This window comes from Bradyrhizobium sp. NAS96.2 (genome assembly GCF_001908235.1).
GTDB lineage: Bacteria > Pseudomonadota > Alphaproteobacteria > Rhizobiales > Xanthobacteraceae > Bradyrhizobium.
The window spans coordinates 50,835-76,596 of record NZ_LGHK01000027.1; the positions used below are offsets into that span (position 1 = coordinate 50,835).

Here is a 25,762-nt window from a genome sequence, read left to right on the forward strand (position 1 = left end):
TACCCGTTCCGGATTTGCGGCGCATTGCGACCCAACTCTTTGCCGAGATTGGTTTCACCAGCGTTTGCGTAAAAAAAGAAATACCGGGGACGTGTATGTCAAATCGTTCAGCGAAATTCGCTGCGGCGCTTGCCGCGAGCATCTTGGGGGGGCGCCAGCTTCGGCGCCATGGCGCAGACCGCCGCCAATACCGCGAGCACCAACACGGCGGATGCCAAGACGGCGGACACCTGTCAGGCCGCGCCGAAGGGAACCGCGCCGGCGGGGAGTCACTGGTTCTATCACCTCGACCGCAGCACCCAGAAGAAGTGCTGGTATCTCGGTGACGCCAGGAACAAGGTTGTCGCCAAGCCCGCCACCGCGCAGCAACAGCCTGCGGCAGCCGCGCAGGACACCGCGACCGCCGCCGACGCGACGCCGCCACAGAGCCAGCCGGCGACCGTGGTGCCGCCGCCCGCGATGCGCAAATCAGTCGCCAATGCCCATGCCGAGTGGCCCTCGCCGCAGGCCACAGCCGCGCCAGCGGCAAGCCCCGATGCAGCACAGGCCAGCGGCGTGGCAGCGCCGGCCGATCCGGCCGCGACAGCGGCGCCTGCCGGCGCCAACGCCCAGCCGTCGGAGGTGAACGCGCGGTGGCTGGATGCATCCAGCATGGCCGGAACCAACGGCACCCGGCACGCGGCAGACCAGCCGACCGTGGTCGCGCAGGCCGACACGACGCCGCAACAAGCGGCCGCGCCAGCATCAGCCTTCGCCGCTACGGCCGAGGCCTCCGCCGAGAAGTCATCATCGACACAAATGCTGCTGATCGTGATGGTCGGTGCCCTGGCGCTCGCGGGCCTCGTCAGCGCGCTGGTGTTCCGGCTGACGCGCACGCGGACGCCGCCCTACCAGATCAGCGATGAGTGGCGTGCACCTTGGGATTCGCTCCACACCGAGCCGGCCCCGCCGATGTCCGTCGTCGGCCGTGACCGTCCGCTGCGTCTGTCGGAGGCAACACCGCGCCGTGCGGAGACCCCCGTTCCGCGCCACGCCGAGACGCCGGTTGCTCGCCGTGAGGCGGCGCGTGATCCGGGGCAGACCGAGCAGGACAACAAGCAGATCGCGGCGATGCTGCAGCGGCTGGCGCGCAGCGCGGCGAACTAGTGCTGGTTCTGGAATAAGAAAATGAGACGTGATGCGATCCGTTGCGATCGCATCACGATCGCGCGGGCTATTTCTCGAGCTGACGCTGCAGGCCACGCACGAATTCGGTGAGGCCGGTGCGACGCTCACGCTTGAGACGTTCGGCTTTCAGGATCGACTGCACCTCGGCAAAGGCGTCGTCGGCATTCTGGTTGACGACGATGTAGTCGTATTCCGCCCAGTGGCTCAACTCATGACTGGCGCGGTTCATCCGTCCGCGGATGACCTCTTCCGAATCCTGCGCCCGCGTATGCAATCGCTTCTCGAGATCGGCGGCCGACGGCGGCAGGATGAACACCCGCACGACGTCGACGCTGGCCTTCTGATGAAGCTGCTGGGTGCCCTGCCAATCGATGTCGAACAGCACATCCTGCCCCACCGATAGCGCGGCCTCGACCGGAGCGCGCGGCGTGCCGTAGAGATTGTCGAACACGGTCGCCCATTCGAGCAGTTCACCCTGCTCAACCATGTTCTCGAACTTCTTCTTGTCGACGAAAAAATAGTCGCGGCCCTCGACCTCGCCCGGCCGCATCGGCCGTGTCGTCGCCGACACCGACATTTTCAGTCCCGGCTCGCGCTCGAGCAGCATGCGCGACAGCGTCGTCTTGCCGGCGCCCGAGGGCGACGACAGGACGAACATCAGTCCGCGCCGCTCAACGCCGTCAAAACCCTGCGCCGTCATCATTCACTCCAGATTTTGGACCTGTTCGCGGAACTGCTCGACCACGTTCTTCATCTCGAGCCCGGTATTGGTCAGTTCGACGTCGTTCGACTTCGAGCAGCAGGTGTTGACCTCGCGGTTGAACTCCTGGGCGAGGAAGTCGAGCCGCCGCCCGACCGGGCCGCCCTTGCCGATCATCTCGCGCGCCTGGCCGATGTGGGAGGCGATGCGATCGAGCTCCTCGCGGATATCGGCCTTGGTGGCGATCAGGATCGCCTCCTGGCTCAGCCTATCGGCATCGAAGCGATCGGAGGTCTCGAGCAGCGCCGCGATCTGCTCGGCGAGCCGGGCCTTGATCGCTTCGGGCTTGCGGCCGGGCGCCGCCTCGGCGCGCTTGGCGAGCTTCTCGATCTCGTCCATCCGCTGCATCAGGATCTGGCCCAGCGCATCGCCCTCGCGGCGACGCATCTCGACGAGACTCGTGAGCGCCTGCTCGAAGGCGATCGCCGCAGCCTCGCGGGCCGCCTTGTCGTCGTCCTCGTTGCTGTCGGGCTCGACCACCTCGATGACGCCCTTGATGCCGAGCAGTCCGTCGATGCTCGGCGCCACTGCGTCGATCCGCTGCGCCAGCTCACCTGCGACCTTCACGACGGCGGCGAGCACGTCCTCGTTGATGCGGATCGTCTGCGCCGCATCGGTGCGCTTGACGGTGAGGTTGGCGTAGACCGTGCCGCGCGACAGCAGTTCGCCGGCGCGCTTCTTGGCCAAGGCTTCCAGTTCGTCCCAGCCGGGCGGCAGCCGCAAGCGCAGGTCAAAGCCCTTGGCGTTGACCGATTTCAGCTCCCACTCGAACGCATAGGGACCGCTTGCGCCATGGCTCCGGGCAAAGCCAGTCATGCTCGACAGCGCCATCGCGTAAACTCTCCAACAGAAGGATATGGGACCAACCCGGAGCCTTCCGAGACTCGTGGGCAGCCGTTACGACCTTAAAACGGATTCCGTGAAAGTGGAATTACGTCCACCTTCGGGAAACGCAGAGCTAGAACATGATCCGGAGACCTGTGAAGCAGTCTTCCGAAAGATCATGCCCAAACAAGAAGCTAAAGCGCAATGATCGCATCGCGCTTTAGCGCTGCACGACCGGCGGCGAATTGGTCTGCTGGGCTGCGCCCTGGCGACCGCGCGGCGGCTTCTTCTGATTGGTGGGCTTCGGCGGCGTCGTCGCCGTCGGATTGGTGTCGGCCGCCCCGGGCGCAGCGGCGGCAGGCGCCGGATCATCCGCGGGCTCGACGGTGTCGTTCTGGATCTGCTTTTCCGACGCACGCAGCTTGGCGACGTTCTTGGCGTGCTGGTCGTAGGTCTCGGTAAAGGCGTGGCCGCCGGTTCCGTCGGCAACGAAGAACAGGTCGCGCGTGCGCGCCGGATTGGCGGTCGCCTCCAGCGAGGCGCGGCCGGGATTGGCGATCGGTCCGGGCGGCAGGCCGTCGATCACATAGGTGTTGTAGGGCGACGGCTGCGTGATCTCGCTGCGCTTGATCGGGCGTCCCAGCGTGCCCTTGCCGCCCACCAGCCCGTAGATGATGGTCGGATCGGATTGCAGCTTCATCCGCTGCCGCAGGCGGTTGACGAACACGGCGGCGACACGGCTGCGCTCGTCGGCGCGGCCGGTTTCCTTCTCGACGATCGAGGCCAGCGTCACCAGCTGGTCCGGCGATTTCAGCGGCGTGTCGGTGTTGCGGCGCTCCCAGATCTCGGCGAGCACGCGCTTCTGCGCCTGCTGCAGGCGCTGGATCACCTGGTCGCGCGTCGTGCCGCGCGGGAATTTGTAGGTCTCCGGCAACAGCGTGCCCTCGCGCGGAATCTCGCGCACCGAGCCGGTGAAGATGTCGTTGTCGGAGAGCCGCGTCACGATCTGCTCCGAGGTCAGGCCTTCCGGAATCGTGATGGCGTGCTGCACCACCTTGCCGTCGACGATGGTGGCGATGACGTCGCGCAGGCTCGCATTCTTCTGGAACGAATATTCGCCGGGCTTGAGGTCGGAGCTCGCCTTCAGCGCAAACACGCCACCGATGAAGACCCACGGATTGACGTTGATCACGCCCTCGCGCAACAGCACGTCGGCGATGTCGCGCTTGCCGGCGCGCGCCGGGATGTTGACGATCTTGTCTTCCTGCAGCGGTCCCGGCGATTCCAGCGCCTGCTTGCCGTAGTAGTAGGTCGCTCCGGCGCCGAGCATCAGGATGATCAGGATGGTGAAGATGGCATTGCCGACGATCACGAAGGGATTGCGGGCACGATCCGAGCGCTTGGGCGGCGGCGGAACCTGTTCAGGCTCCAGCGCGGCACGTGGACTCCTTGGTGAAATGGGCGGCCTCTCACTCATCGATGCAAACCAATATCCTGCCGGTTGAATCGTGGCCGGACAAACCCCTGCCCTGCCAATAGCATACGCCCGCTATTAGGAGTCACCGCGGAATACGGCAAAACGGTGGACTAGTTCTAAAGTCCCGTTCCGACTGAATCGGAACGGGACTTTAGATTCTTGTTTTGACGCGTTTTCTTCACGCGAACCGGTACCCACTTCGCTCGAAAACGCTCCAAAGACCGACTAATTGGTCACACGCTGCACGATCACGGAGGCGTTGGTGCCGCCGAAACCGAAGGAATTGGACAGCGCCACATTCACGTCACGCTTGCGCGACGTATGCGGCACAAGATCGATCGCGGTTTGCACCGACGGATTGTCGAGATTGATGGTCGGCGGCACCACGTTATCGCGAATCGCCAGGATCGCGAAGATCGCCTCGATCGCGCCGGCCGCACCGAGCAGATGTCCGGTCGCGGACTTGGTCGACGACATCGAAACCTTCGAGGCCGCATTGCCGAGCAGACGCTCGACGGCACCGAGCTCGATCTCGTCGCCGACCTGCGTCGAGGTGCCGTGCGCATTGATGTAGTCGAGATCGGATGCGACGAGGCCGGCGCGCTTCAGCGCCATGCTCATGCTGCGGAAGCCGCCATTGCCGTCCGGCGGCGGCGAGGTGATGTGGAAGGCATCGCCCGACAAGCCGTAGCCGGTGACCTCGGCGTAGATCTTCGCGCCACGCCGCTTGGCGTGCTCATATTCCTCGAGCACGAGAACGCCGGCGCCCTCGCCCATCACGAAGCCGTCGCGATCCTTGTCGTAGGGCCGCGATGCCTTTTCCGGGGTGTCGTTGAAGCCGGTGGACAGCGCACGCGCCGCACAGAAGCCGGCGATGCCGATGCGGGAGATCGGCGATTCGGCGCCGCCCGCGACCATCACCTCGGCATCGCCCAGCGCGATCAGCCGCGCCGCATCGCCGACCGCATGCGCGCCGGTCGAGCACGCCGTGACGACCGCATGATTGGGACCCTTCAGGCCGTGCTCGATCGAGACGTAGCCGGACGCCAGATTGATCAGGCGGCCCGGAATGAAGAAGGGAGAGACCCGGCGCGGTCCACGCTCCTTCAGGAGCACCGCGGTCTCGGCAATGCCGGTGAGGCCGCCGATGCCGGAGCCGATCATCGTGCCGGTCGCGAACTGGTCCTCATCGGACTTCGGATGCCAGTCGGCATCGTCGAGCGCCTGCTTGGCCGCGCACATCGCATAGACGATGAAGTCGTCGACCTTGCGCTGGTCCTTCGGCTCCATCCACTGATCGGGATTGAAGGTGCCGTTGGAGCCGTCGCCGCGCGGAATGTAGCAGGCGACCTGGCTCGGCAGGTCGGACACTTCGAAGGTGTCGATCTTCTTGCCGCCGCTGTCTCCGGCAAGGATGCGCGCCCAAGTTGCGTCAACGCCGCAGCCGAGCGGTGTAAGCATGCCCAGCCCCGTGACGACAACTCGTCTCATTTCCACGTCTCCGGCCAGCAATGCGCGGCTAATAGTAAGAAGCCGGGGGACCGCTCGATCGCGGTCCGTCCGGCCCCGTCAACTTCGCGATCGGCGTCAGCTCTTCGCGTTCTTCTCAAGAAACTTGGTCGCGTCGCCCACGGTCAGGATCGTCTCCGCCGCGTCGTCGGGAATCTCGCAACCGAATTCTTCTTCGAAAGCCATCACGAGCTCGACCGTGTCGAGGCTGTCGGCGCCGAGGTCATCGATGAAGCTCGCGCTATCGACCACCTTCTCGGGTTCGACACCAAGGTGCTCGACCACAATCTTCTTAACCCGCTCGCCAATCTCACTCATCGTTCAACCTCGTTGTTCCATTGGACCCGACCCCAAGACGATACGAGCCATCGTGGTCGTCTCGATTACTCAGTCGCGCATAGTCTTGATTCGGCCCGGTCGTAGCCGACTAAAGCCCCGGCGAACGGCAGGCGTCGCCACGCCAATATACAGGGTTTCAAAATCCTGCAATGGCGTTCTTCGCCCATCCACGGGGGGTTCAGCTACCATACTTCCAAAGCCTTGACTACACGCCTGAACCGGCTCCCGAAAACGGCTTTTCGCCGCATTGCGAGAACCGGCAAGTAGCTCAAATCATGGCCATCCCACCGTTGACGTGAATCGTCTGTCCGGTGACGTAGGCGGCCTCGTTGGAGGCCAGATAGACCGCTGCCGCAGCAATATCCTCGGGCGTTCCGAGCCGCGCCGCAGGAACCTTCGCCAGGATGGTTTCGCGCTGCTTGTCGTTCAGCGCATCGGTCATCGGCGTCTTGATGAAGCCCGGCGCGATGCAGTTCGCGGTCACGCCGCGCTTGGCGTATTCGGCGCCCAGCGTCTTGATCAGGCCGATGATGCCGGCCTTCGACGCGGTGTAGTTGCCCTGCCCCGGATTGCCGGTGACGCCGACGATCGAGGTGATCGCGATGATGCGGCCGAAGCGCTTGCGCATCATCAATTTGGTCGCCGCGCGCGCCAGGCGGAAGGTCGCGGTCAGGTTGACCGCGATGACGTCGTCCCAATCCTCGTCGCGCAACTGCACGAACAGATTGTCGCGGGTGATGCCGGCATTGGCGATCAGGATGTCGACCTGCCCCATCGCAGCTTCCGCTGCCGGCACCAGCGCCTCGACATCGTCCTTGCTCGAGAGATTGCACGGCAGCACATGCACCCGCTCGCCGAGCTTGGCCGCGAAGCCGTCCAGCACCTCGCGCCGCGTTCCCGAAATCGCAACGGTCGCGCCCTGGGCGTGCAGCGCCTGGGCGATCGCACCGCCGATACCGCCGGTTGCGCCGGTGACGAGTGCGGTCTTGCCAGTCAGATCAAACATCGAATTCCCCTCCCGGCTTTAAGCCGACGCTGCCAGCGCGTCCTTGGCTGCAGCAATATCGTTCGGACCGCCGACGGACACGCCGACCGCGCCGTCCGCAATGCGCTTGACGAGGCCGCTCAGCACCTTGCCGGCACCGATCTCGAAGAACCGCGTCACGCCCTGCCCGGCCATATAGGCAACCGACTCGCGCCAGCGAACGGTGCCCGTGACCTGTTCGATCAGGCGACGGCGAATCTCGTCGGGATCGGTGATGGCCGATGCCAGCACGTTGGAGACCAGCGGCGCCGCGGGCGCCTTGATGGTGACGCCGGACAGCGCCTCTGCCATCGCATCGGCAGCCGGCTGCATCAGCTTGCAGTGGAACGGCGCCGACACCGGCAGCAGCATGGCGCGCTTGGCGCCCTTGGTCTTGGCGATCTCGACGGCGCGATCGACCGCGGCCTTGTCGCCGGAGACCACCACCTGGCCGCCGCCATTGTCGTTGGCGGCCTGGCAGACCTGGCCCTGTGCCGCCTCATTGGCGACCGCGACCGCCGCCTCGTAATCGAGGCCGAGCAGCGCAGCCATCGCACCGGCGCCGACCGGCACCGCCTTCTGCATCGCCAGCCCGCGGGTGCGCAGCAGCCGCGCGGTGTCGCTGACGGTCAGGCTGCCGGCGGCGGCCAGCGCCGAATACTCGCCGAGCGAGTGCCCGGCAACGAACGCCGCGTTGCGGCCGACCGAGAAGCCGGCCTCGCTCTCGAGCACGCGCAAGGTGGCGATCGAGACCGCCATCAGGGCCGGCTGGGCATTTTCGGTGAGCTGCAACGTCTCCCCGGGACCATCCCAGATGATCGCGGTCAGCTTCTCGCCCAGCGCGGCATCGACCTCGTCGAACACCGCCTTGGCGACCGGAAAGGCGTCGGCCAGCGCCTTGCCCATGCCAACCGCCTGCGAGCCCTGCCCGGGAAACGTAAATGCTGCCGTCATCGGCGATCCCTACCTTGTTGAGCGTGATCTCCGCGCAGGCGCCAATGCGCCTGCCGCAGGGGAAAACGGTATCCGCGTTGCGCGAAACGCGCCACGGCGGGTCCGGGCCAATCTCTCGCACCAAGTAGTGCAACCGGCCTCGGACCGGGCCGTAAGACACCGTTGGGGGGGCGCGATGTCAAGCCGCGTGGGCGGAACCCCTGGGGATGCCGAACCGGTCCGGCCCTAGAATCCGCCAGCATTCTGGTCGGCGTTAACCTTGGCGCCGGCCCGCGCCCGGCGGGCGCTGTTGACCAATTGCCCCGGGCGATCCTCTTGGGCGGGCCTGGCGGTCGCCAGCCGCAGCACGGCGGCGTAGCCCGGCTGCACCTCCATCCGGTCGGCATAGCGGCTTCCGCAGAGGATGCGGTGGACACGCGGCAGGTTGTAGCAGGGCACGTAGAACAGCAGATGATGCTCGAGGTGATAGTTCACGTAGTACGGCGCGATGAACAGCCGCTCGAGGACGTTGGCCCGTGTGGTGCGGGTGTTGCGCAGGGGATCGGAGCTGTCGGGCACCACCGCATGCTCGGCGATGTTGCGGATGCGCGTGATCACCATCATCCAGGTCAAAAGCGGCACCAGCCACAACAGCGGATAGGCCCACCACACGCCCGCGGCGGCAAGGCCCGCGAACAGCAGCGCGTTGGTGACGCATTGCGGCCCGAGCTTCTGCCAGAAATTGGCGGCGCGCTGCGACAGCGGCCACTCCTTCGGCCCGATCGCGTTGAGCAGTTGCGCCTTGCGCTGCTGGTAGCCGGTCTGCCCGGTGATGTCGCGCAGGAATTTTCGGCGATAGCTCATCCTGGTGATCGGGAACGGCGCCGACAGCACGAGATCCGGATCGTCCTCCTGCTGGGTCCGCGCGTGATGCTGCAGATGATAGCGGCGATAGCCGCGGGTTTCGGCGAAGATCGGATAGGCGCAGAACCACTGGCTCAGCGTGAGGTTGGTCTTTTCGTCCGCCGAGAGACAGCCGTGTGCGCCGTCATGCATCAGGATGGCAAGGCCGAGTTGGCGCGAGCCGATGATCGCGACCGCGAGCAGATAGGTCAGCGGATTGGGCCACCACGCCACCAGCGCGATCGCGCCCAGGATCAGCGCCCAGGCGTGAACGATCAGGGCCACGCCCTTCCACGTCGTGCGCTCGCGCACCGCCACGAGTTCGTCTTCGGTGAGGAAATCGCGGGCACGCATCCGAAGCGCGGTCATGAGCTTGTCTCCCCGTCCGTTGAGGGTGCAGTGTCGCGATCGCCGACCAGGCGCAGCCGCGTCGCATCATTGGTCGAACTCGATGTTGCGGTGGCCTGCTCGCCGAGAGCGCGCAGCAATTCGCGGCACATCTCCTCGGCACCGCGCCCCGTCGCAAAACCTTCGACGATCACGCCGATCGCAATCGCCCAGAACCGCCTCGAGCTCTCTTCGGGGGCGCGCAGCGAACGCCAGCCGTGCCGCTCGACCTGGCCCGCATAGGCGCGCGCGCCTTCGCTGTGCAGGCGCTCGATGGTGCGCTCGACCAGTGGCGCAAGATCCTGCCGGCGCCGCGTCAGGGTCAGGGCCTCGGCGAAGAAGGCGACCGTGTCGGTCGCGGTTACGGTCTCGGCCAAAGCGTGGGTGTATTCGCGCGGCGTGTGCGCCTTCAGGGCGGCTTGCTCGGTCGCGCGCGCGAGATAGAGCACGTCGCGGCTGGCGGCCTCGACGAACAGCGCTTCCTTGGTGCGGAAGTAATAGGTGATCTGGCTCGGAAAGGCGTCGGCGGCCGCGGCGATATCGGAGATCGACGTGCCCGAGAGCCCGCGCTCCTTGAACAGGCGGCTGGCGGCGTCGAGCAGCAGCGAGCGCATCTTGCGCCCCGCCGACCGCGTCGCGCGGACCGCGTGCTTCGGATCGGACGCAGACATGCCGCTGGCGATCTCCGAACCCATCGATCATCCTCCCAGAGATATTTGTATGACATACAAACAAAGAAATCAACAGGGAACCGGGCAGAGTTGCGCCTGATGGCCTTGAGGGCTACGACCCCCCGCAAATCCGGACGCCACGAACCCTTGCTTTCGCGGCCAAAATCCGTATAAGCGCGCCATTCGTGGGCTCCGGCTGGGAGCTGAACGGACGGTCTCAGCAAATTCACCCGTTGATTTTGATGTGGCAGGGCCAGTCGGCCCGTCGTCCCGTGCTCCCGCCTTCTGAGCAGCTCGAGTCCTTTCCGAAGGTCTCGAAGGGCTTGTCGCCGGAAACCGCGCCAACACAGGAAAGGACAACCATGCCTCTTTATGAGCATGTTTTTCTCGCGCGTCAGGATGCGAGCACCCAGCAGGTGGATGAACTGACGGCCCAGATGACGGGCATCGTCGAACAGGGCGGCGGCAAGGTCACCAAGACCGAGAGCTGGGGCGTGCGCTCCCTCACCTACCGCATGAACAAGAACCGCAAGGCGCATTTCGTGCTGATGAACATCGACGCTCCGTCGGCTGTCGTCACCGAGATCGAGCGCCAGGAGCGGATCAACGAAGACGTCATCCGCTATCTCACCGTGCGCGTCGAAGAGCACGAGGAAGGCCCGTCCGCGATGATGCGCAAGGCCGACCGTGATCGCGAGCGCGATGACCGTGGTGGTGGCTTCCGTGGCGACCGCGAAGGCGGCTTCCGTGGCGACCGCGAGGGTGGTTTCCGTGGCGACCGTGGTCCGCGCCGTCCGCGCGAAGAAGAAGCTGCGACCGAGGAGTAATGAATCATGGCTGATGCTGGTGCCCGCCGTCCGTTTTTCCGTCGTCGCAAATCCTGCCCGTTCACGGGCGCGAATGCGCCGAAGATCGACTACAAGGATTCCAAGCTGCTGATGCGCTACGTCTCCGAGCGCGGCAAGATCGTGCCGAGCCGCATCACGGCCGTGTCCGCCAAGAAGCAGCGTGAGCTCGCCCGCGCCATCAAGCGCGCGCGCTTCCTCGGCCTGCTGCCTTACGTCATTCGCTAATAGTTTCCGGCCGGCGGCACACGCCGCCGGCCGCTTCTTCTCATAAGGCTTCCGGGTCGTCCGGTCGCCGATGGTTGGGGTTCTCGAAGCAGGACCCCTAACCGCTCAAAGGGGGCGGGACAGCTGATGATCGGAATATTCACCGTTGCACTTGCAGCCGGCGCCGCGTCGGCGCTGATGTTCGCCTCGATCACTTCGGGCGCGGCGATCTCGATTGTGCTGTTCTATCTCGCGCCACTGCCCGTGATGGTCACGGCGCTCGGCTGGGGCCCGCTCGCCGCCGCCATTGGCGGGATCGCCGCGGCGTCCGCGCTCGGCGTGATCTTCGGACTTCCCTACTGCATCGCGTTCGCCATGATGGTCGCCCTGCCCGGCTGGTGGCTCGGCCACCTCGCGCTGCTCGGACGGCCGATCGAGGGCGCATCCGCCGACAATGCCACCCAGCAGCCGCCTGCGCTCGAATGGTATCCCGTCGGCCGCATCCTGCTCTGGATCGCGGCCTTTGCCGTGATCACCACGGCCGTCGCGTTGCTCACGCTCGGCACGGACACCGATACCATCACCGGCACGTTGCGGCGCGGCCTGCTTAAGGTGCTCAGCGCCGGCGAAGGAGGTCAGCCCAGCGGTGAGATCGAACGGCTGGTCGAGATGCTGGTGATCCTCGCGCCGCTCGCGGCAACCGTCATCGCAATGATCACGCTGACGCTGAACTTGTGGCTCGCCGGCAAGATCACGCAAACGTCCGGGCGGCTGAACCGGCCGTGGCCGGAGTTCCGAAACACCGCGCTCCCCGCCATGACGCTGGTCGCGCTGCTGGTGGCGGCAGCGCTCAGCTTCGTCGGCGGCATGCTTGCGCTCCTCGCCCAGATCGTCACCACGGCGCTCGTGATCGGCTATGCGCTGGTCGGCTTCGCGGTCCTGCACACGCTGACCCTGTCGCTCAACAGCCGGGGCTTCTGGCTCGGCGGCATCTACGCCGTCGTCGTCATGTTCGGCTGGCCGATCGTGGCCATCTTCGCGCTCGGCATCGCCGATGCCGTGTTCGGACTGCGCCAGCGCTACCTGCAGACAAGACCGCCGCCGTTGCCCGCGGCCTGAGATTCGAACCAACCACTTAAACCCGTACTTTGCATCTAAAGGAGAACGAAAATGGAAGTCATTCTGCTCGAACGCGTCGCCAAGCTTGGCCAGATGGGCGAAGTCGTGCGCGTCAAGGACGGGTTCGCCCGCAATTTCCTGCTGAAGCGCGGCAAGGCGCTGCGCGCCACCGAGGCGAACCGCGCCAAGTATGACGGCATGAAGGCCGAGCTCGAGGCCAACAACATCAAGGCCAAGGGCGAAGCCAGCGTGGTCGCCGAGAAGATCAACGGCCGCGACATCATCATCATCCGCCAGGCCTCCGAGTCCGGCCAGCTGTTCGGCTCGGTCACGGTGCGCGACATCGTCGCTGCGCTCGCCGCCGACGGCGTGACGGTTGCCCGTCCGCAGGTCTGGCTCGACTCGCCGATCAAGGTGATCGGCGCGCAGAAGGTGACGATCGCGGTTCACCCCGAGGTCGAGACCAGCGTCACCGTGACGGTCGCCCGCTCCGCCGAAGAAGCCGAGCGCATCAAGCGCGGCGAGGACATCTCGACCCGCCAGGAAGACCAGGACGCTGCCGCCGAAGCGCTCGCCGCCGCCGGCGAATTCTTCGATCCGGAAGCCCAGCACGACGACGAAGCTGCTCCGGCTCCGGCTGCCGAAGAGAAGTAAGCTTCTCGCTATCGTCCAACCGACGAGAGCATCGGCTCTGAACCGATGCTCTCGATTCTGGTTTTGACGCGTTTTCTTCACGCGAACCGGTATCCACTTCGCTTGAAAACGCTATGAAGCCCGGGCCCCATCAGGCCGGGCTTTGGATTCGTGCCGCCGCGTGATCGTCGAGCATCGCGATCGATGCCAGGGCAGTCGCGGTGTGCTTCTCCTTGCCGTCGATGATGCAGAACACATCGGCTGCAACGACGGCGACCTGACGCCCGGGCTTGATCACCCGCGCCCGGCAGATCAGGCGATCGCCCGAGGCCGGCGACAGCAGGTTCAACTTGTACTCCGCGGTCAGCGCCGGCTGGCCGCGCGACGTCGCCGCCGCGATCGTGGTGGCGTTGTCGACCAGAAACGCCGTCACCCCGCCGTGAAACAGGCCGTGCTGCTGCAACAGTTCCGGCCGGCGATCGACCGGAGCGTGCATGTTCCGCGCGACAGCTCAGCCACTTCAGCACCGACAAGACCCATGAAACCCTGACGGCCGACATTGTCGCGGATCCGCGTTTCGATCGGCGCAAAATCCGGATCGGTCTCGTTCATGACGTCCCTCCTGTTCGCTCCGGCGCGCCGGGCGCCACCACCGCGCGGATCGCGCAGGCGATCAGCGTCTCGGCCTGTTCGCGCGGATCGTCGCCTTGGCGGCCCGACAGATAGGCGCGGCAGAAGATCTGCGCCGGCCCGATGATCTGGCTGAAGAACAGCACAGCGCTCATCGGCAGCAGATCGCCGCGCGCGAGCAGCGGCGCGCGCCAGCGCTCGATGCCGTCGGTGAGCCGCGAATTCTCGGCGCGCTGCGCGCCGCGCACCTCCGCGCTCCACTCACTGCGTGAAATCTCGAACAGGAAGCGCGCCTCGCGCCTGGAGGTCACGACCCAATCGAGATGGGCGTGGATCAGCCGCGCGACACCCTCGCTGGCGCCGCAGGTGTCGTCGACCGAGGTGATGATCGCGGCGTGATAAGCCTGCAGGATCTCCAGGAACAACGTTCCGGCGAGCTCCTTCTTCGAGGTGAAGAAGTGGAAGAAGCTGCCGTTGGACGCGCGGGCGCGGGAGCGGATCTCGGCCACCGTCGCGCCCTCGAAACCGTCGCGGTCGAACACCGCCAGTCCCGCCGCCAGCAGATCTTCGCGCGCCGTGCTCACCGCATCTCCTTGACGTCTGCTTGACGTATCCTTGGCTAGATCACCACTCTAGAGTTTTACTCTAGTAGCAGTCAAATGAATACGCCGGACCAAACAGGTCCGGCGTCGGCAGTTACTTCGAGCTTGGCGCTTCCGGCGTACCGGAGCCCGACGTCGTCGGGGGGCGGAGGTGGCGGAGGTGCGGTCGCGGTCACCGGCGCGGCGGGCGCCGGTGTGGGAGATGCCGCAGCGGCGGGCTCGGGCGCAGCAGGCGCCGGAGTGACCTGCGGAACCGGGTCGTTACGCACAGCAGGAGGCTCGCTGCTCTTCGGCGCCTCGAGCTTGGCCGCGTCGGGCTGACTTGCAGGCTTCGCCGCCGGTTTCTCGGCCTCGCCCTTGTCTTCGCGTTTCACGGCCGTCTGGGCCTTGGGCTCGTCGCCCGCGGACTCACCCTTCGGCGTCTCCTCGGACTTCGGCTCCTCGACCGGCTTGCCGCGACGGCCGTGCTTCTGCCGCGAGGGTCCGCCCTCGCCGGCGGCCTGCGGGGTCTGGCCGTCGTCCGGCTTGGCTCCCTCCGGCGTCTCGCTCGGGCGCGCCATGCGCTTGCCGCGGTGAGCGGGACGTCCTTCGGGATTCAAGCCGTCGGCGTCGGGCTTAGCCCCTTCCTGCGGCACTGCACCCTGGTGCTGCCGGCGAGACGGACGCTCAGCCGGCTGGTCCGGAGACTGGTTCGCCTCCTGGCGGCCGTCCCGCGCGCCCTGTTTGGAGCCCTTGGGCTGGTCCTTGGCCTGGTAGCGCGGATCGTTGGCACCGTTCGAAATCAGGTAGGACGACAGCACGCCGGCCATGTCGCTCGACGTCGTGTAGTGCTGGCGCAGGAAACCCGGCAGCGAACCGGCCGGCACCGTCTTCAGGAGGCCGCGCGGGCTCTTGTGGCAGGCCGTACAGGTGCTCCCGAAAATCTGGGAGGGGCTCTTGCCGGCCTCGAGGTTTTGCGCACGCGCCGATCCGGCCGACAGGCCAATCAGAAGCGCCACCGTCGCCAGACTAAGGGCTCGGCTCAACATTCCTTAAGTCTCCAGATTCCGGAAAAATCGCCGCCGGCGCCTCATGGATCGGCCGCGGCGGTCACCTTGTAGCCGATTATCACGCGAATGGAAGCGCGCGCATGACGCATCCACGCAATTGTCACATTTTGGAATATCGGCTTTGACGCCAACGCAGTAGCGGCCTTCAATTCCTTGCCTATCTTGAGATCGGGGACACATTGGAGTGATCAGCTCCGGTGGTGTCGGTGTGCAGCTTGCCGTTCCGTTGGTGTTTCGATGGACCGATTGTTGCGATATTTCTTGGGGCGCTTCATCCGCCGTGGTTCGATCACGTTCACGACCGCGAGCGGCGCTCAATTCAGCTGTGGTGACGGCACCGGAGTTCCGGTCGCCGCACGGTTCATGTCCAGAGCGGCCGAAATCCGCATCCTGGTCGATCCCGAACTGTACCTCGGCGAAGCCTTCATGGACGGCACGTTCGTGGTGGAGCAAGGCACCATCGCCGACGTGCTGGCCGTCCTGATGGGCCAGGCGGCCATGTTGCCGAACTTCGCCAGGCTGCAGGCGTGGCTGCGCTTCCTCGGCCGGCGCGCCCAGCAGATCAATGTGCGCGGCCGCTCCAGGAGTAACGTCGCCCGCCATTACGATCTCGACGGCCGCCTCTATTCCCTCTTCCTTGACGCGGACAAGCAATACAGCTGCGCCTATTTCGAAACGCCGGACGCGACACTGGACGACGCCCAGCTGGCCAAGAAGCGCCACCTCGCCGCAAAACTCCTGATCACGCCCGGCCAACGTGTTCTCGACATCGGTTCCGGCTGGGGCGGCCTCGGGCTCTATCTCGCCGAGATGAGCGGCGCCGACGTCACCGGCGTGACGCTGTCGACCGAGCAGCTGCAGATTTCCAATGCCCGGGCGGCGGAGCGGAACCTGGCGCAATCGGCACGTTTCCTGATGCAGGACTACCGCGACATCCCCGGCCCGTTCGACCGCATCGTCTCGGTCGGCATGTTCGAGCATGTCGGGGTCGCCTACTACGAAACCTTCTTCAAGCGCTGCGCCGAGCTGCTGAGCGATGACGGCGTCATGATGCTGCACTCGATCGGCCGCTCGACCGGTCCCGACGTCACCAGCCCCTGGATCCGGAAATACATCTTCCCCGGCGGGTACATTCCGGCGCTCTCCGAGGTCATGCCGGCGATCGAGAAGGCCGGATTGTTGATCTGCGACATGGAGATCCTGCGCCTGCACTACGCGGAGACCCTGAAGGCCTGGCGCGACCGCTTCATGGCGCGGCGCGAGGAGGCCGTGCGGCTCTACGACGAGACCTTTGCCCGGATGTGGGAATTCTACCTGGCGGCCTCTGAGATGTCGTTCCGCGTCCAGAACATGATGAACTTCCAGCTGCAGCTCACCAAGCGCCAAGGCGTCGTGCCGATGACCCGCGATTATATCGGGCGCGAGGAAGGCCGGCTGCGGCTGAAGGAGGCCGGCGCCGCAAAGCCCCGGCTGCAACTCGCCGGCGAGTAAATGCGCGACAACGGGTTCTGCTAGTTGCGCAGGCTGAAAGCCGACCCGCAATGGCCGAAGCTCGGGGCCGGACGCGCCAGATGCGCGACGGCGGCGGAAACCAGCCTCACATCGCAGGGAACATTCCGGATCTCCGGACGGGCCGACTGCTCCATCGCATCGACAAGCGCCGCCAGCCAGCGGCGGTCCGCACCGCCCGCTCGGCCAAGCCCTGATCGTGCTGTCTGAAACTCTTGAGCCATCGACCCCGTATCTTCCCTGAGCGAGGACAACCCGGAATCCGCCGGGTCGTTCCCGCGAAGCTGCCGCAAAGAAAATGCGGCAGATGTGATCTGCTTCACAGAGGTCCGTTCCGGGCTGTCGTAGTGGTCCGGAATGACCCGAGAAACGCATCAGACGATGTTGGACCCGCAGCGCGACCTCGTGACCGACTACGCCTTGATCGCAACGGGCGTGGCTGCCGCCTTGATCGCGCTGGCTTTCCTCATTCTGGTCTGAGCAGCCGGGGCCAGCAGCAACCTCGCTGCTGATAGGGCGCTGTAACCGCAAAAAAGGTTCAGGCCGCGCCGAACTTTGCCAACGCCATCACGGACCGGCCGCCTTACGCCCGATTCCGGGCAAAACCCCGTCAAGCGGAATGCATCCGGCGGTCCCGGATTCCCACACCGCGTTGTGTGAATCGTGCATAAGAAACATCCGACCTTTCGCTTCGCGCCGGGCTGGCGCTTGATCGCCGCCCCACAGCCGAAAATCTCAGTAACGACGAAATCAGAAGAATAAGCTCGTCCATGGCCTTGATTGATTCGAACGTCCACAAGCTCGCGCCCGATGCCGCATCCCCGACCTATCGGAGTGCGCCGCACAACATCGAAGCTGAGCAGAGCCTTCTGGGCGCGATCCTGGTCAATAACGACGCGTTCTATCGCGTCTCCGATTTCCTCGAACCGAAGCACTTCTTCGAGCCGCTGCACCAGACGATCTACGAGACCGCGAGCTCCTTGATCCGGATGGGCAAGGTCGCGACGCCCGTCACCCTGAAGACGTTCCTGCCGGCGGATACCGACATCGGCGGCATGACGATCAGCCAATACCTCGCCCGCCTCGCTGCCGAAGCGACCACCATCATCAACGCCCAGGATTACGGACGTACCGTCTATGACCTGAGCCTGCGGCGCAATCTGATCCAGATCGGCGAGGACATCGTCAACGTCGCCTACGATGCGCCGGTGGATTTTGCCCCGCGCGCGCAGATCGAGGACGCCGAGCGGCAGCTCTACAGCCTGGCTGAAACCGGCCGCTACGACGGCGGCTTCCAGCGCTTTGCCCAAGCGCTGACGATTGCCGTCGACATGGCGGCCAAGGCATTCCAGCGCGACGGCAAGCTGTCCGGCATCTCGACCGGCCTGCGCGACCTCGACGCCCGCATGGGCGGCCTGCAGCCGTCCGACCTCATCATCCTCGCCGGCCGCCCCGGCATGGGCAAGACGTCGCTTGCCACCAACATCGCCTACAACATCGCCAAGGCCTATGAGGGCGAGGTCCAGCCGGACGGCACCACGAAGGCGATCCACGGTGGCTCGGTCGGCTTCTTCTCCTGCGAAATGAGCGGCGAACAGCTCGCCACCCGTATTCTCGCCGAACGCACCGGCATCCCCTCGAGCTCGATCCGCCGCGGCGGCATCTCCGAGCTCGACTTCGAGAAGATCCGCGACTGCTCCATCGAGCTGCAGTCGCTGCCGTTCTATGTCGACGAAACCGGCGGCCTTTCGATCTCGCAGCTCACCGCGCGCGCCCGCCGCCTCAAGCGGCAGAAGGGCCTCGATCTGATCGTGATCGACTACATCCAGCTGCTGCAGGGCTCGGGCAAGAAAGGCAACGACAACCGCGTGCAGGAAATCACCGAGATCACGACAAATCTGAAGGCGCTGGCGAAGGAACTGAACGTTCCGATCATCGCGCTGTCGCAGCTGTCGCGTCAGGTTGAAAACCGCGACGACAAGCGGCCGCAACTCTCCGACCTGCGTGAATCCGGTTCGATCGAGCAGGACGCCGACGTCGTGATGTTCGTGTATCGCGAGGAATACTACCTCGCGAACAAGGAACCGCGTCCCGGCACCCCCGAGCACGAGAAGTGGCAGATGGAAATGGGGCTCGCCCACGGCAAGGCCGAAGTGATCATCGGCAAGCAGCGCCACGGCCCGACCGGCACGGTCGATCTGCACTTCGAGGCCAGCGTGACGCGCTTCGGCGACCTCGCACCCGATGGCCAGGTTCCGGATCGCGCTTACTGAGGTCCCAAGGTTGAACGCCGCAATCGCGGCGCGTACAACTGCGCCATGAACATCGTGACCGACGCGAAATCGCAGCTGACGCCCGGAGCCAACCTGCTGGCGGCCTATCCGACCGCCACCGGTATCCTGACCGTCGACCTCGACGCCATCATCGCCAACTGGCGCAAGCTCGAGAAGACCGCGGTACCGGCGGAATGCGCCGCCGTGGTCAAGGCCAACGCCTATGGTTGCGGCGCCGAGCAGGTTTCGCGGGCGCTGGCCAAGGCCGGCTGCAAGACCTTCTTCGTTGCCACCGTCGAGGAGGCCGCGGTGGTGCGCGCAGCCGTTCCGCAGGCAACGGTGTATGCGCTCGGCGGCTTCTTCCAGCAGACCGGCGACGCCTACGCCAAAATCGACTGCAAGCCGGTGATCGGCGATCTCAACGAGCTCGCCGAATGGGACGTGTTCTGCCGCCGCTCCGGCTGGTCCGGCGGCGCCGCCATTCATATCGACACCGGCATGAACCGGCTCGGGCTTACCGTGACCGAGGCGCAGGGCATCATCCCGCGGATCAATGCCGGCGACCACGGCATCACCCTTGTGATGAGCCACCTCGCCTCAGCCGAGTTGCTCAACAGTCCCGCCAACGCAAAGCAGCTCGCGAGCTTCCGCGAGATCGCAAGCCTGTTCACCGGCGTGCCGGCCTCGCTGGCAAATTCCTCCGGCGTGTTCCTCGGCGCCCAATTCCAGTTCGAGATGGTGCGGCCGGGATGCGCGCTCTATGGCGTCAATCCGACGCCGGAGGCCGACAACCCGATGCAGCCTGTGGTCGACCTCAAGGCGCGCATCGTGCAGATCCGCAACATCGATCGCGGCGAGACCGTCGGCTATGGCGGCACCTGGACTGCGCGCCGGCCGACCCGGCTTGCGATCGTCGCGGCCGGCTATGCCGACGGCTATTTCCGCGCCGCCAGCGCCAATGACGGCACCCGCGGTGCCGAGGTCGTGGTCGCCGGCAAGCGTTGCCCGATCGCCGGCCGCGTCTCGATGGACCTGATCGCGGTCGACGTCACCGACCTCGACAAGAACGCGGTCCGGCGCGGCCACATGGTGACGCTGATCGGCGAAGGCATCACCGTCGACGAGGTCGCGCATCATTTCGGCACCATCGGCTATGAGGTGCTGACCAGCCTCGGCCGCCGCTTCGTGCGCATCTACAAGGGCGGCGATGCGGTCGCCGCGAGCGAGGCAGTCGCCGAGAAGAGCGACGCAGTCGCTACGCCGGCGGCGCCTCCCGCCTTGCCGACGGCAGCGCCCGCTGCACCGCCGCCATTGCCTGCCGAGCCGTCCACGCCGGCGACCTGACCCGATCGATCGTCGCGCATGAAGATCGCGACCTTCAACATCAACAACGTCAACCGGCGGCTGCCGAACCTGCTGCGCTGGCTGAAATCGGCCAAGCCCGACGTCGTCAGCCTGCAGGAGCTGAAGGCGAGCGACGCCGAGTTTCCCCAGGCTGCGATCGAGAAGGCCGGCTACGGCGCGGTGTGGCAGGGGCAGAAGACCTGGAACGGCGTCGCCATTCTCGCGCGCAAGGCCGAGCCGGTCTTGATCCGCACCGCCCTGCCCGGCGACGCCGGCGATCACGAGGCGCGCTACATCGAGGCCGCGGTGCGCGGCATCGTCGTCACCAGCCTCTATCTGCCGAACGGCAATCCGCAGCCCGGACCGAAATTCGACTACAAGCTGGCCTGGTTCAAGCGGCTGCGCGCGCACGCAACCAAGCTGCTCAAGCAGGACGTCCCGGTGGTGCTCGCCGGCGACTACAATGTCGCGCCGACGCCGTTCGACATCTATCCGACGCGCTCCTGGGACAAGGATGCCCTGATCCAGCCGAAGAGCCGCGCCGCGTTCAAGGCGCTGGTCGACCAGGGATGGTGCGATGCGATCCGCACGCTGCATCCGGACCAGCAGATGTTCACCTTCTGGGACTACAAGCGCCAGCGCTGGCCGCGCGATGCGGGCCTGCGGCTCGATCATCTGCTGCTCAGCCCCGCGGTCGCGGCGCGGCTCGCGAAGGCCGGCGTCGACCGCGACATCCGCGGCGAGGAAGGCGCCAGCGATCACGCGCCGGCGTGGGTGGTGCTGAAGTGATGGGTGGCACGCTCGCGCGCCAATAACGCCGTCGTCCCTGCGAAAGCACGGACCCATACTCCGCAGCGGATGTTGTTGAAGGGACTCGTCATTCCAGCGTCGATCAACAATAACTATTGGTGGTTATGGGTCCCGGCCTTCGCCGGGACGACGCCGAATATGTTGCGCGGCTGGTGAGTCATACTCACTCATTCTCGCGGCGAGTTTCGCCCGAGCTTTGCATTTCGTTCCGCCCTCTCATTGGAGCGCGCAGGTGGGCTTTCTCTTCGTCCTCATCGTCGGCCTGGTCGCCGGCACCATTTCCGGCATCGTCGGCACCGGCTCGTCGATCATGCTGATGCCGGTGCTGGTCTATCAGTACGGGCCGAAACAGGCGGTGCCGATCATGGCGGTCGCCGCCGTGATGGCCAATCTGTCGCGCATCCTGGCGTGGTGGCGCGAGGTCGACTGGCGTGCCTGCGCCGCCTACTCGATCACGGGCATCCCGGCCGCAGCCCTCGGCGCGCGCACCCTGCTCGCACTGCCCTCGCGCGCGGTCGATCTCGCGATCGGCGTGTTCCTGATCGCGATGGTGCCGGTGCGCCACTGGCTCGCCAAACACAAGCTCAAAGCCAGTCTCTGGCACCTGATGATCGGCGGCGCGCTCATCGGATACCTCACCGGCATCGTGGCCTCGACCGGCCCGCTCAGCGTGCCGCTGTTTCTGTTCTACGGCCTCAACAAGGGCGCGTTCCTCGCCACCGAAGCGGCGAGCTCGCTCGGGCTCTATGTCAGCAAGTCGGTGACGTTCGAACGCTTCGGCGCGCTGACGCCTGATATCGCGCTGAAGGGCCTGATCGCCGGCGCCTCGCTGATGGCCGGCGCCTTCATCGCCAAGCGTTTCGTGAGGCAGATGAAGCCGGAGTCGTTCCGCCTGATCATGGACGGCATCATGCTGGCGGCCGGCACAGCGCTGCTGTGGTCGGCAATGACGGCGTAGGCTCGCAGGCATGTCGTGATTTTACGGGGGTCGACGGGCCTCGACGTTGTACTCCGAAAGAGCCGTGTTGGGCGCCCGGTTCCCGGTGTTATCCGGATTGCCACCATCCGGCGACTGCGTTTATGACAAGCGCATTACTTGCACTCGATCGTTTGCGGACAAGCACTTTGCTCTAGCAGGCATCACGGGATTTATCGACGACCCGGATGCGAATCCCCAGGAGTCAGGCAGCACAAGGTGCGCAATCGAGCGCGCATCTCGACGTCTGATGTCGGCCTGGCGGATTCGGGATCGCAAGTCGAAGTATTGGGACGAGCGGTTTGTCGGAACCCCGACAGGCGAGAAAGGCAGACACGCGATGCGCAAGATGATGATCACGACCGCGGCGGCGGTGACGTTCGCTGTTGCTGGCTCGGCCTTGTGGCCGACAGCAAAGCCCGACGTCGAGCACTTCGGAGACAGCGTTTACGAAACGATCTGGGTCTGGCGCATTCCGGCCTACGCGAACAATCCGTCGTGGCGCGTGCGCTGGAGCTGGAGCGATCCGCTGCGCGCGCAGGCAAGATGCTGCCGCGCTTTGCCGACGGGCTCGGTGCTGCGCGAGAAACCTCCGCTGCTGCTGTCCGGGCGAGACATCCGCGTCTAGAGCATGATCCGGAAAAGTGCGAAGCGGCTCTCCGAAAAGATCATGCTTAAACAAGAATCAAAAGCGCGACATCTCATCGCGCCTTAGACGCGGCGCCGAGAGCAACATTCGGGTTCCACGCGTCGGAGAGCATTTGATTCAAATTCTCGTTTTAGTTGAGCTTACTTTTTATCCTTAACCAGAAACACGATCTTTAATTTACATCTACAAGGTGTGGTTTACCTTGTCTCCGCGAACACAGCGGAGACAGGGACAACAAGATGCATCAGCTAAGCCTTACCCTGTCGCTGATCTTCCTTCTGGCAGTACAAGGCTTCAGCGTCGCCGCGGACGATACGAAACCCGGCCAATCGGCTGTCGCCGCTGACCGCGTCGCATGTTCCTTGCAGCCGAAAGCCGTGGAACCGTCCGATCCGTCGTCGACCTCGGCGATACCTCACGTCGAAAAATTCGTCGCGAAAGAGCATTTCAAGGAAGACATCGCGTCGAGCGCTCCGGTCAAGATCTCCTGGCTGGGCGCGACATTCGCAAAGCGCTTCGCGAACAAGATCGAGGACGATGCCGGCGGCGCATCGTTGCAATCCTACGACCTGAGCGCAGCCTCCAGCGACAACGAGATCCTGGCCAAACTGGGTCAGAGCCACGAGAGCAGACTGGCCGATATCTGGTGCGCGTTGAAGCAGCAGCCCAACGGCAGCCGCGGCTCCCTCGAGATCAGCTCCAAGCCGAATGTGTTTTACGTTCGCGATATCGCCGGAGAACTTGGCGCCGTCGACGTACTCTGGGGCGGCGTCGGGTGGGAGATCGGCGCAAGCCCGGTGAGCGACAAGCCGCGATGGCCGGCCGGAACACGGGTGTTCTCGCGCTGATCGCCGCCGTCCATCAGGCGAGCTATTGTCACGTTCCAGCGCTAGTGATTGGCAATTCCACCCAGGCGAAGCTGAAACATGAAATCCTTCGAACTGTCGCTGTTCGCCGACTACTTCCAGTTCTACATCCAGGATGAACCCGCAGCCGGCGACCTTTCCGAGGCGTGGACAGAGGACGCCTTCGATCGGCTGCTCGCGATCGCGCCGGGGACGGTCGGGATCGGAACTGTGCGGAACATGGATGTCCCGGTCGCGGTGCATCTTCTGGAGCGCGAGCCGGACGATGATTCCGCGGACTGGGATCACGTGGTCGAAGCCAGCCTCGACGTCGCGTCCGGACGCATCGTGATCGCCGGCTGCACCGATTACTTCCCTGACGCCATGCGTATTGAGACCCCGCCCGGGTGCTATCGGGTGCGCGTGTCCTACTGCGCGCTCGACACGCTGTCGGAAGACGGCCTTGACGGCGACGACCATTACAGGCTGCAGTTATGGCCGGCCGCCGCGATCGCGGTTCGCGTCCTGAAGTAACGATCGGCATCGGGGCCTCGAAACCGGCTCTGATCGAACATGGCTGAGCACGACGACGACGCCCGGCGTTCCCATCTCCTGATCCGTGCTATGGAGGGGATACGGAATCGAGCTCTCCCCCATGGCCAAATCCACCCTCTCCTTCGTCTGCCAGAACTGCGGCGCGGCGTATAATCGCTGGCAGGGCAAATGCGACTCCTGCGGCGAGTGGAACACGCTGGCCGAGGAAGACACCACGGGCTCGGTGCCGGTCTCGATCCGCAGCAAGCGCAAGGGGCGGACGTTCGCGCTGGAATCGCTGTCCGGCAAGACCCAGGACGCGCCGCGGCTGTCGTCCGGCATGACCGAGCTCGACCGCGTCACCGGCGGCGGCTTCGTGCGCGGCTCAGTGCTGCTGGTCGGCGGCGATCCCGGCATCGGCAAATCGACCCTGCTGACCCAGGCAACCTCCATGATGGCGCGCGCCGGCCACCGCGCGGTCTACATCTCAGGCGAAGAGGCGGTCGCGCAGGTACGGCTGCGCGCCGAGCGGCTCGGGCTCGCCGACGCGCCGGTGCAGCTCGCCTCGGAAACGTCAGTCGAGGACATCGTCTCGACGCTGTCGGAAGGCGCGGTGCCGCGGCTGATCGTGATCGATTCGATCCAGACCATGTGGACCGACACGGTGGAATCCGCGCCGGGCACCGTGACCCAGGTCCGCGCCTCGGCGCAGGCGCTGATTCGCTTCGCCAAGAAGACCGGTGCCGCGATCATCCTGGTCGGCCATGTGACGAAAGACGGCCAGATCGCCGGTCCCCGCGTGGTCGAGCACATGGTCGATGCGGTGCTGTCGTTCGAGGGCGAGGGTTCGCAACAGTTCCGCATCCTGCGCTCGGTGAAGAACCGGTTCGGCGCGACCGACGAGATCGGCGTGTTCGAGATGACCGGGCTCGGCCTGCGCGAGGTCACCAACCCCTCCGAATTGTTCCTCTCCGAGCGCGAGCTCGGCAGCCCCGGCACGGCCGTGTTCGCCGGCATCGAGGGCACCCGCCCGGTGCTGGTCGAGTTGCAGGCGCTGGTGGCGCCGACCTCGCTCGGCACGCCGCGGCGCGCCGTGGTCGGCTGGGACCCGAGCCGGCTGTCGATGGTGCTGGCGGTGCTGGAAGCGCATTGCGGCGTCAAATTGTCCGGACATGACGTCTATCTCAATGTCGCAGGCGGTCTGCGGATCCAGGAGCCGGCGGCGGACCTCGCCGCTGCCGCCGCGCTGGTGTCCTCGCTGGTCAATGCGCCGTTACCCACGGACGCGGTCTATTTCGGCGAGATTTCGCTGTCCGGCGCGATCCGCCCCGTCGCGCAGACCCCGGCCCGGCTCAAGGAGGCCCTCAAGCTCGGCTTCGGCCGCGCGATCCTGCCCGAATCGGCCCGCGGCGATGGCGGCGGCGATGCCGGGCTTGCCCTCAACAGCGTCGGCAATCTGACCACGCTGGTCGCGGAAATTGCGGCCCGCGGCACGCCCAGAGGCGGCCGGCGCGAGCCGGGCGGCGACCAAAGCGGCTCCCGGGGCACTGATGCGGCTGAGAAAAATGCCACACCGGCCCGATTCCGTCGTGAGACGAGCTAAAGCGGGCGTGACGTCACAGCCCCCCGCCGCTATACATCCGCCGCGCGGGACAGGTGGCGCTCCGGCCTTGCCGGATGCCCCCGATGCGCCTCAGTTAGGACGGCACCGAGACGCCGATTCGCGAGAGCCTTAACAGCGT

26 protein-coding genes and 1 pseudogene are annotated in these 25,762 nt (G+C 65.5%); 14 read left to right on the forward strand and 13 right to left on the reverse strand.

Annotated features, from left to right (window positions below; translation table 11 throughout):
* The first annotated feature begins 168 nt into the window (after positions 1-168).
* Positions 169-1,146, forward strand: coding sequence for a hypothetical protein (locus AC628_RS08025; protein WP_074126182.1), 978 nt, complete (start codon positions 169-171; stop codon positions 1,144-1,146).
* Positions 1,147-1,213: 67 nt separating this feature from the next.
* On the opposite strand, the gene gmk is transcribed toward AC628_RS08025, so the two are convergent.
* The 9 genes from gmk to AC628_RS08070 form a co-directional block, all read right to left on the reverse strand.
* On the reverse strand, positions 1,214-1,867 hold the full coding sequence (gene gmk, locus AC628_RS08030) for a guanylate kinase (protein ID WP_074126214.1): 654 nt from the start codon (positions 1,865-1,867) through the stop codon (positions 1,214-1,216).
* 3 nt (positions 1,868-1,870) lie between these two features.
* The gene (locus tag AC628_RS08035) at positions 1,871-2,758 is read right to left on the reverse strand and encodes a YicC/YloC family endoribonuclease (protein WP_074126183.1); all 888 of its coding nucleotides are present in this window, start codon (positions 2,756-2,758) and stop codon (positions 1,871-1,873) included.
* A 214-nt stretch (positions 2,759-2,972) separates the two neighbouring features.
* Positions 2,973-4,229 carry an endolytic transglycosylase MltG gene (gene mltG, locus AC628_RS08040; protein WP_074126184.1) on the reverse strand — a complete coding sequence of 419 codons (1,257 nt, stop codon included), beginning with the start codon at positions 4,227-4,229 and terminating at the stop codon, positions 2,973-2,975.
* 225 nt (positions 4,230-4,454) lie between these two features.
* Positions 4,455-5,720: a beta-ketoacyl-ACP synthase II gene (gene fabF / locus AC628_RS08045; RefSeq protein WP_074126185.1), complete on the reverse strand. Its 1,266-nt coding sequence runs from the start codon at positions 5,718-5,720 to the stop codon at positions 4,455-4,457.
* 96 nt (positions 5,721-5,816) lie between these two features.
* Positions 5,817-6,056 carry an acyl carrier protein gene (locus AC628_RS08050; RefSeq protein ID WP_002716125.1) on the reverse strand — a complete coding sequence of 80 codons (240 nt, stop codon included), beginning with the start codon at positions 6,054-6,056 and terminating at the stop codon, positions 5,817-5,819.
* A 289-nt stretch (positions 6,057-6,345) separates the two neighbouring features.
* Positions 6,346-7,083, reverse strand: a complete 738-nt coding sequence (fabG, locus tag AC628_RS08055) for a 3-oxoacyl-[acyl-carrier-protein] reductase (protein WP_024581467.1) — start codon at positions 7,081-7,083, stop codon at positions 6,346-6,348.
* Positions 7,084-7,101: 18 nt separating this feature from the next.
* A complete protein-coding gene (gene fabD / locus AC628_RS08060; RefSeq protein ID WP_074126186.1) occupies positions 7,102-8,055 on the reverse strand; it encodes an ACP S-malonyltransferase in 954 nt (317 codons plus the stop codon).
* 225 nt (positions 8,056-8,280) lie between these two features.
* A complete protein-coding gene (locus AC628_RS08065) occupies positions 8,281-9,306 on the reverse strand; it encodes a fatty acid desaturase family protein (RefSeq protein ID WP_074126187.1) in 1,026 nt (341 codons plus the stop codon).
* Positions 9,303-10,019, reverse strand: a complete 717-nt coding sequence (locus AC628_RS08070; protein WP_074126188.1) for a TetR/AcrR family transcriptional regulator C-terminal domain-containing protein — start codon at positions 10,017-10,019, stop codon at positions 9,303-9,305. Before AC628_RS08070 ends, AC628_RS08065 begins: the two co-directional genes overlap by 4 nt.
* A 338-nt stretch (positions 10,020-10,357) precedes the next feature.
* On the opposite strand from AC628_RS08070, the gene rpsF reads away from it, so the two are divergent.
* From rpsF to rplI, 4 genes are all read left to right on the forward strand, one after another.
* The gene (gene rpsF, locus AC628_RS08075) at positions 10,358-10,822 is read left to right on the forward strand and encodes a 30S ribosomal protein S6 (protein WP_029083529.1); all 465 of its coding nucleotides are present in this window, start codon (positions 10,358-10,360) and stop codon (positions 10,820-10,822) included.
* A 6-nt stretch (positions 10,823-10,828) separates the two neighbouring features.
* Entirely contained in the window at positions 10,829-11,068 is a 240-nt protein-coding gene (rpsR, locus tag AC628_RS08080) for a 30S ribosomal protein S18 (RefSeq protein ID WP_016844287.1), read from the forward strand.
* A gap of 126 nt (positions 11,069-11,194) precedes the next feature.
* A complete protein-coding gene (locus tag AC628_RS08085; RefSeq protein WP_074126189.1) occupies positions 11,195-12,166 on the forward strand; it encodes a DUF2232 domain-containing protein in 972 nt (323 codons plus the stop codon).
* A gap of 51 nt (positions 12,167-12,217) precedes the next feature.
* Positions 12,218-12,820 (forward strand): 50S ribosomal protein L9, encoded by a 603-nt coding sequence (gene rplI / locus AC628_RS08090; RefSeq protein ID WP_074126190.1) that lies wholly within the window; start codon positions 12,218-12,220, stop codon positions 12,818-12,820.
* Positions 12,821-12,950: 130 nt separating this feature from the next.
* On the opposite strand, the pseudogene AC628_RS08095 reads toward rplI, so the two are convergent.
* The 3 genes and pseudogenes from AC628_RS08095 to AC628_RS08105 all read right to left on the reverse strand — a co-directional run bounded on the left by AC628_RS08095 (position 12,951) and on the right by AC628_RS08105 (position 15,059).
* Positions 12,951-13,411 (reverse strand): annotated as a pseudogene (locus AC628_RS08095) (PaaI family thioesterase).
* Positions 13,408-14,013, reverse strand: a complete 606-nt coding sequence (locus AC628_RS08100) for a TetR/AcrR family transcriptional regulator (protein WP_074126191.1) — start codon at positions 14,011-14,013, stop codon at positions 13,408-13,410. The pseudogene AC628_RS08095 and the gene AC628_RS08100 overlap by 4 nt, the downstream one beginning before the upstream one ends.
* Before the next feature lie 71 nt (positions 14,014-14,084).
* Positions 14,085-15,059 (reverse strand): hypothetical protein, encoded by a 975-nt coding sequence (locus AC628_RS08105; protein ID WP_143201491.1) that lies wholly within the window; start codon positions 15,057-15,059, stop codon positions 14,085-14,087.
* Positions 15,060-15,317: 258 nt separating this feature from the next.
* Here AC628_RS08105 and AC628_RS08110 point away from each other — a divergent pair, with 258 nt between their 5' ends.
* On the forward strand, positions 15,318-16,571 hold the full coding sequence (locus AC628_RS08110; RefSeq protein ID WP_074126193.1) for a cyclopropane fatty acid synthase: 1,254 nt from the start codon (positions 15,318-15,320) through the stop codon (positions 16,569-16,571).
* Positions 16,572-16,591: 20 nt separating this feature from the next.
* On the opposite strand, the gene AC628_RS42650 is transcribed toward AC628_RS08110, so the two are convergent.
* Entirely contained in the window at positions 16,592-16,912 is a 321-nt protein-coding gene (locus AC628_RS42650; RefSeq protein WP_245321089.1) for a hypothetical protein, read from the reverse strand.
* A gap of 447 nt (positions 16,913-17,359) precedes the next feature.
* On the opposite strand from AC628_RS42650, the gene AC628_RS08115 reads away from it, so the two are divergent.
* The 8 genes from AC628_RS08115 to radA all read left to right on the forward strand — a co-directional run bounded on the left by AC628_RS08115 (position 17,360) and on the right by radA (position 25,623).
* A complete protein-coding gene (locus AC628_RS08115) occupies positions 17,360-18,862 on the forward strand; it encodes a replicative DNA helicase (RefSeq protein ID WP_050425454.1) in 1,503 nt (500 codons plus the stop codon).
* Between the two features lie 45 nt (positions 18,863-18,907).
* A complete protein-coding gene (gene alr / locus AC628_RS08120) occupies positions 18,908-20,206 on the forward strand; it encodes an alanine racemase (RefSeq protein ID WP_074126194.1) in 1,299 nt (432 codons plus the stop codon).
* An 18-nt stretch (positions 20,207-20,224) separates the two neighbouring features.
* Positions 20,225-20,995 carry an exodeoxyribonuclease III gene (xth, locus tag AC628_RS08125; RefSeq protein WP_074126195.1) on the forward strand — a complete coding sequence of 257 codons (771 nt, stop codon included), beginning with the start codon at positions 20,225-20,227 and terminating at the stop codon, positions 20,993-20,995.
* 253 nt (positions 20,996-21,248) lie between these two features.
* Positions 21,249-21,974 carry a sulfite exporter TauE/SafE family protein gene (locus AC628_RS08130; RefSeq protein ID WP_074126196.1) on the forward strand — a complete coding sequence of 242 codons (726 nt, stop codon included), beginning with the start codon at positions 21,249-21,251 and terminating at the stop codon, positions 21,972-21,974.
* A 358-nt stretch (positions 21,975-22,332) separates the two neighbouring features.
* Complete coding sequence (locus AC628_RS08135) at positions 22,333-22,620, forward strand: hypothetical protein (RefSeq protein WP_074126215.1); 288 nt, start codon at positions 22,333-22,335, stop codon at positions 22,618-22,620.
* Between the two features lie 260 nt (positions 22,621-22,880).
* Positions 22,881-23,489 (forward strand): hypothetical protein, encoded by a 609-nt coding sequence (locus AC628_RS08140; RefSeq protein ID WP_074126197.1) that lies wholly within the window; start codon positions 22,881-22,883, stop codon positions 23,487-23,489.
* Between the two features lie 78 nt (positions 23,490-23,567).
* Entirely contained in the window at positions 23,568-24,020 is a 453-nt protein-coding gene (locus AC628_RS08145; RefSeq protein ID WP_074126198.1) for a hypothetical protein, read from the forward strand.
* A 121-nt stretch (positions 24,021-24,141) separates the two neighbouring features.
* Positions 24,142-25,623 (forward strand): DNA repair protein RadA, encoded by a 1,482-nt coding sequence (gene radA / locus AC628_RS08150; RefSeq protein ID WP_074126199.1) that lies wholly within the window; start codon positions 24,142-24,144, stop codon positions 25,621-25,623.
* The last annotated feature ends 139 nt before the right edge of the window (positions 25,624-25,762 follow it).

What these genes read in the sequence shown, in the direction of transcription:
- alr (WP_074126194.1), top strand. Translation starts at nt 18,908, where the DNA reads ATGAACATCGTGACCGACGCGAAATCGCAGCTGACGCCCGGAGCCAAC.
- AC628_RS08035 (WP_074126183.1), bottom strand. Translation starts at nt 2,758, where the DNA reads ATGGCGCTGTCGAGCATGACTGGCTTTGCCCGGAGCCATGGCGCAAGC.
- radA (WP_074126199.1), top strand. Translation starts at nt 24,142, where the DNA reads ATGGCCAAATCCACCCTCTCCTTCGTCTGCCAGAACTGCGGCGCGGCG.
- AC628_RS08050 (WP_002716125.1), bottom strand. Translation starts at nt 6,056, where the DNA reads ATGAGTGAGATTGGCGAGCGGGTTAAGAAGATTGTGGTCGAGCACCTT.
- AC628_RS08140 (WP_074126197.1), top strand. Translation starts at nt 22,881, where the DNA reads ATGCATCAGCTAAGCCTTACCCTGTCGCTGATCTTCCTTCTGGCAGTA.
- rpsF (WP_029083529.1), top strand. Translation starts at nt 10,358, where the DNA reads ATGCCTCTTTATGAGCATGTTTTTCTCGCGCGTCAGGATGCGAGCACC.
- rpsR (WP_016844287.1), top strand. Translation starts at nt 10,829, where the DNA reads ATGGCTGATGCTGGTGCCCGCCGTCCGTTTTTCCGTCGTCGCAAATCC.
- fabF (WP_074126185.1), bottom strand. Translation starts at nt 5,720, where the DNA reads ATGAGACGAGTTGTCGTCACGGGGCTGGGCATGCTTACACCGCTCGGC.
- xth (WP_074126195.1), top strand. Translation starts at nt 20,225, where the DNA reads ATGAAGATCGCGACCTTCAACATCAACAACGTCAACCGGCGGCTGCCG.
- rplI (WP_074126190.1), top strand. Translation starts at nt 12,218, where the DNA reads ATGGAAGTCATTCTGCTCGAACGCGTCGCCAAGCTTGGCCAGATGGGC.
- AC628_RS08145 (WP_074126198.1), top strand. Translation starts at nt 23,568, where the DNA reads ATGAAATCCTTCGAACTGTCGCTGTTCGCCGACTACTTCCAGTTCTAC.
- AC628_RS08135 (WP_074126215.1), top strand. Translation starts at nt 22,333, where the DNA reads ATGCGCAAGATGATGATCACGACCGCGGCGGCGGTGACGTTCGCTGTT.
- fabD (WP_074126186.1), bottom strand. Translation starts at nt 8,055, where the DNA reads ATGACGGCAGCATTTACGTTTCCCGGGCAGGGCTCGCAGGCGGTTGGC.
- AC628_RS08085 (WP_074126189.1), top strand. Translation starts at nt 11,195, where the DNA reads ATGATCGGAATATTCACCGTTGCACTTGCAGCCGGCGCCGCGTCGGCG.
- AC628_RS08065 (WP_074126187.1), bottom strand. Translation starts at nt 9,306, where the DNA reads ATGACCGCGCTTCGGATGCGTGCCCGCGATTTCCTCACCGAAGACGAA.
- AC628_RS08025 (WP_074126182.1), top strand. Translation starts at nt 169, where the DNA reads ATGGCGCAGACCGCCGCCAATACCGCGAGCACCAACACGGCGGATGCC.
- AC628_RS08115 (WP_050425454.1), top strand. Translation starts at nt 17,360, where the DNA reads ATGGCCTTGATTGATTCGAACGTCCACAAGCTCGCGCCCGATGCCGCA.
- fabG (WP_024581467.1), bottom strand. Translation starts at nt 7,083, where the DNA reads ATGTTTGATCTGACTGGCAAGACCGCACTCGTCACCGGCGCAACCGGC.
- AC628_RS08105 (WP_143201491.1), bottom strand. Translation starts at nt 15,059, where the DNA reads ATGTTGAGCCGAGCCCTTAGTCTGGCGACGGTGGCGCTTCTGATTGGC.
- AC628_RS08070 (WP_074126188.1), bottom strand. Translation starts at nt 10,019, where the DNA reads ATGGGTTCGGAGATCGCCAGCGGCATGTCTGCGTCCGATCCGAAGCAC.
- gmk (WP_074126214.1), bottom strand. Translation starts at nt 1,867, where the DNA reads ATGACGGCGCAGGGTTTTGACGGCGTTGAGCGGCGCGGACTGATGTTC.
- AC628_RS08110 (WP_074126193.1), top strand. Translation starts at nt 15,318, where the DNA reads ATGGACCGATTGTTGCGATATTTCTTGGGGCGCTTCATCCGCCGTGGT.
- mltG (WP_074126184.1), bottom strand. Translation starts at nt 4,229, where the DNA reads ATGAGTGAGAGGCCGCCCATTTCACCAAGGAGTCCACGTGCCGCGCTG.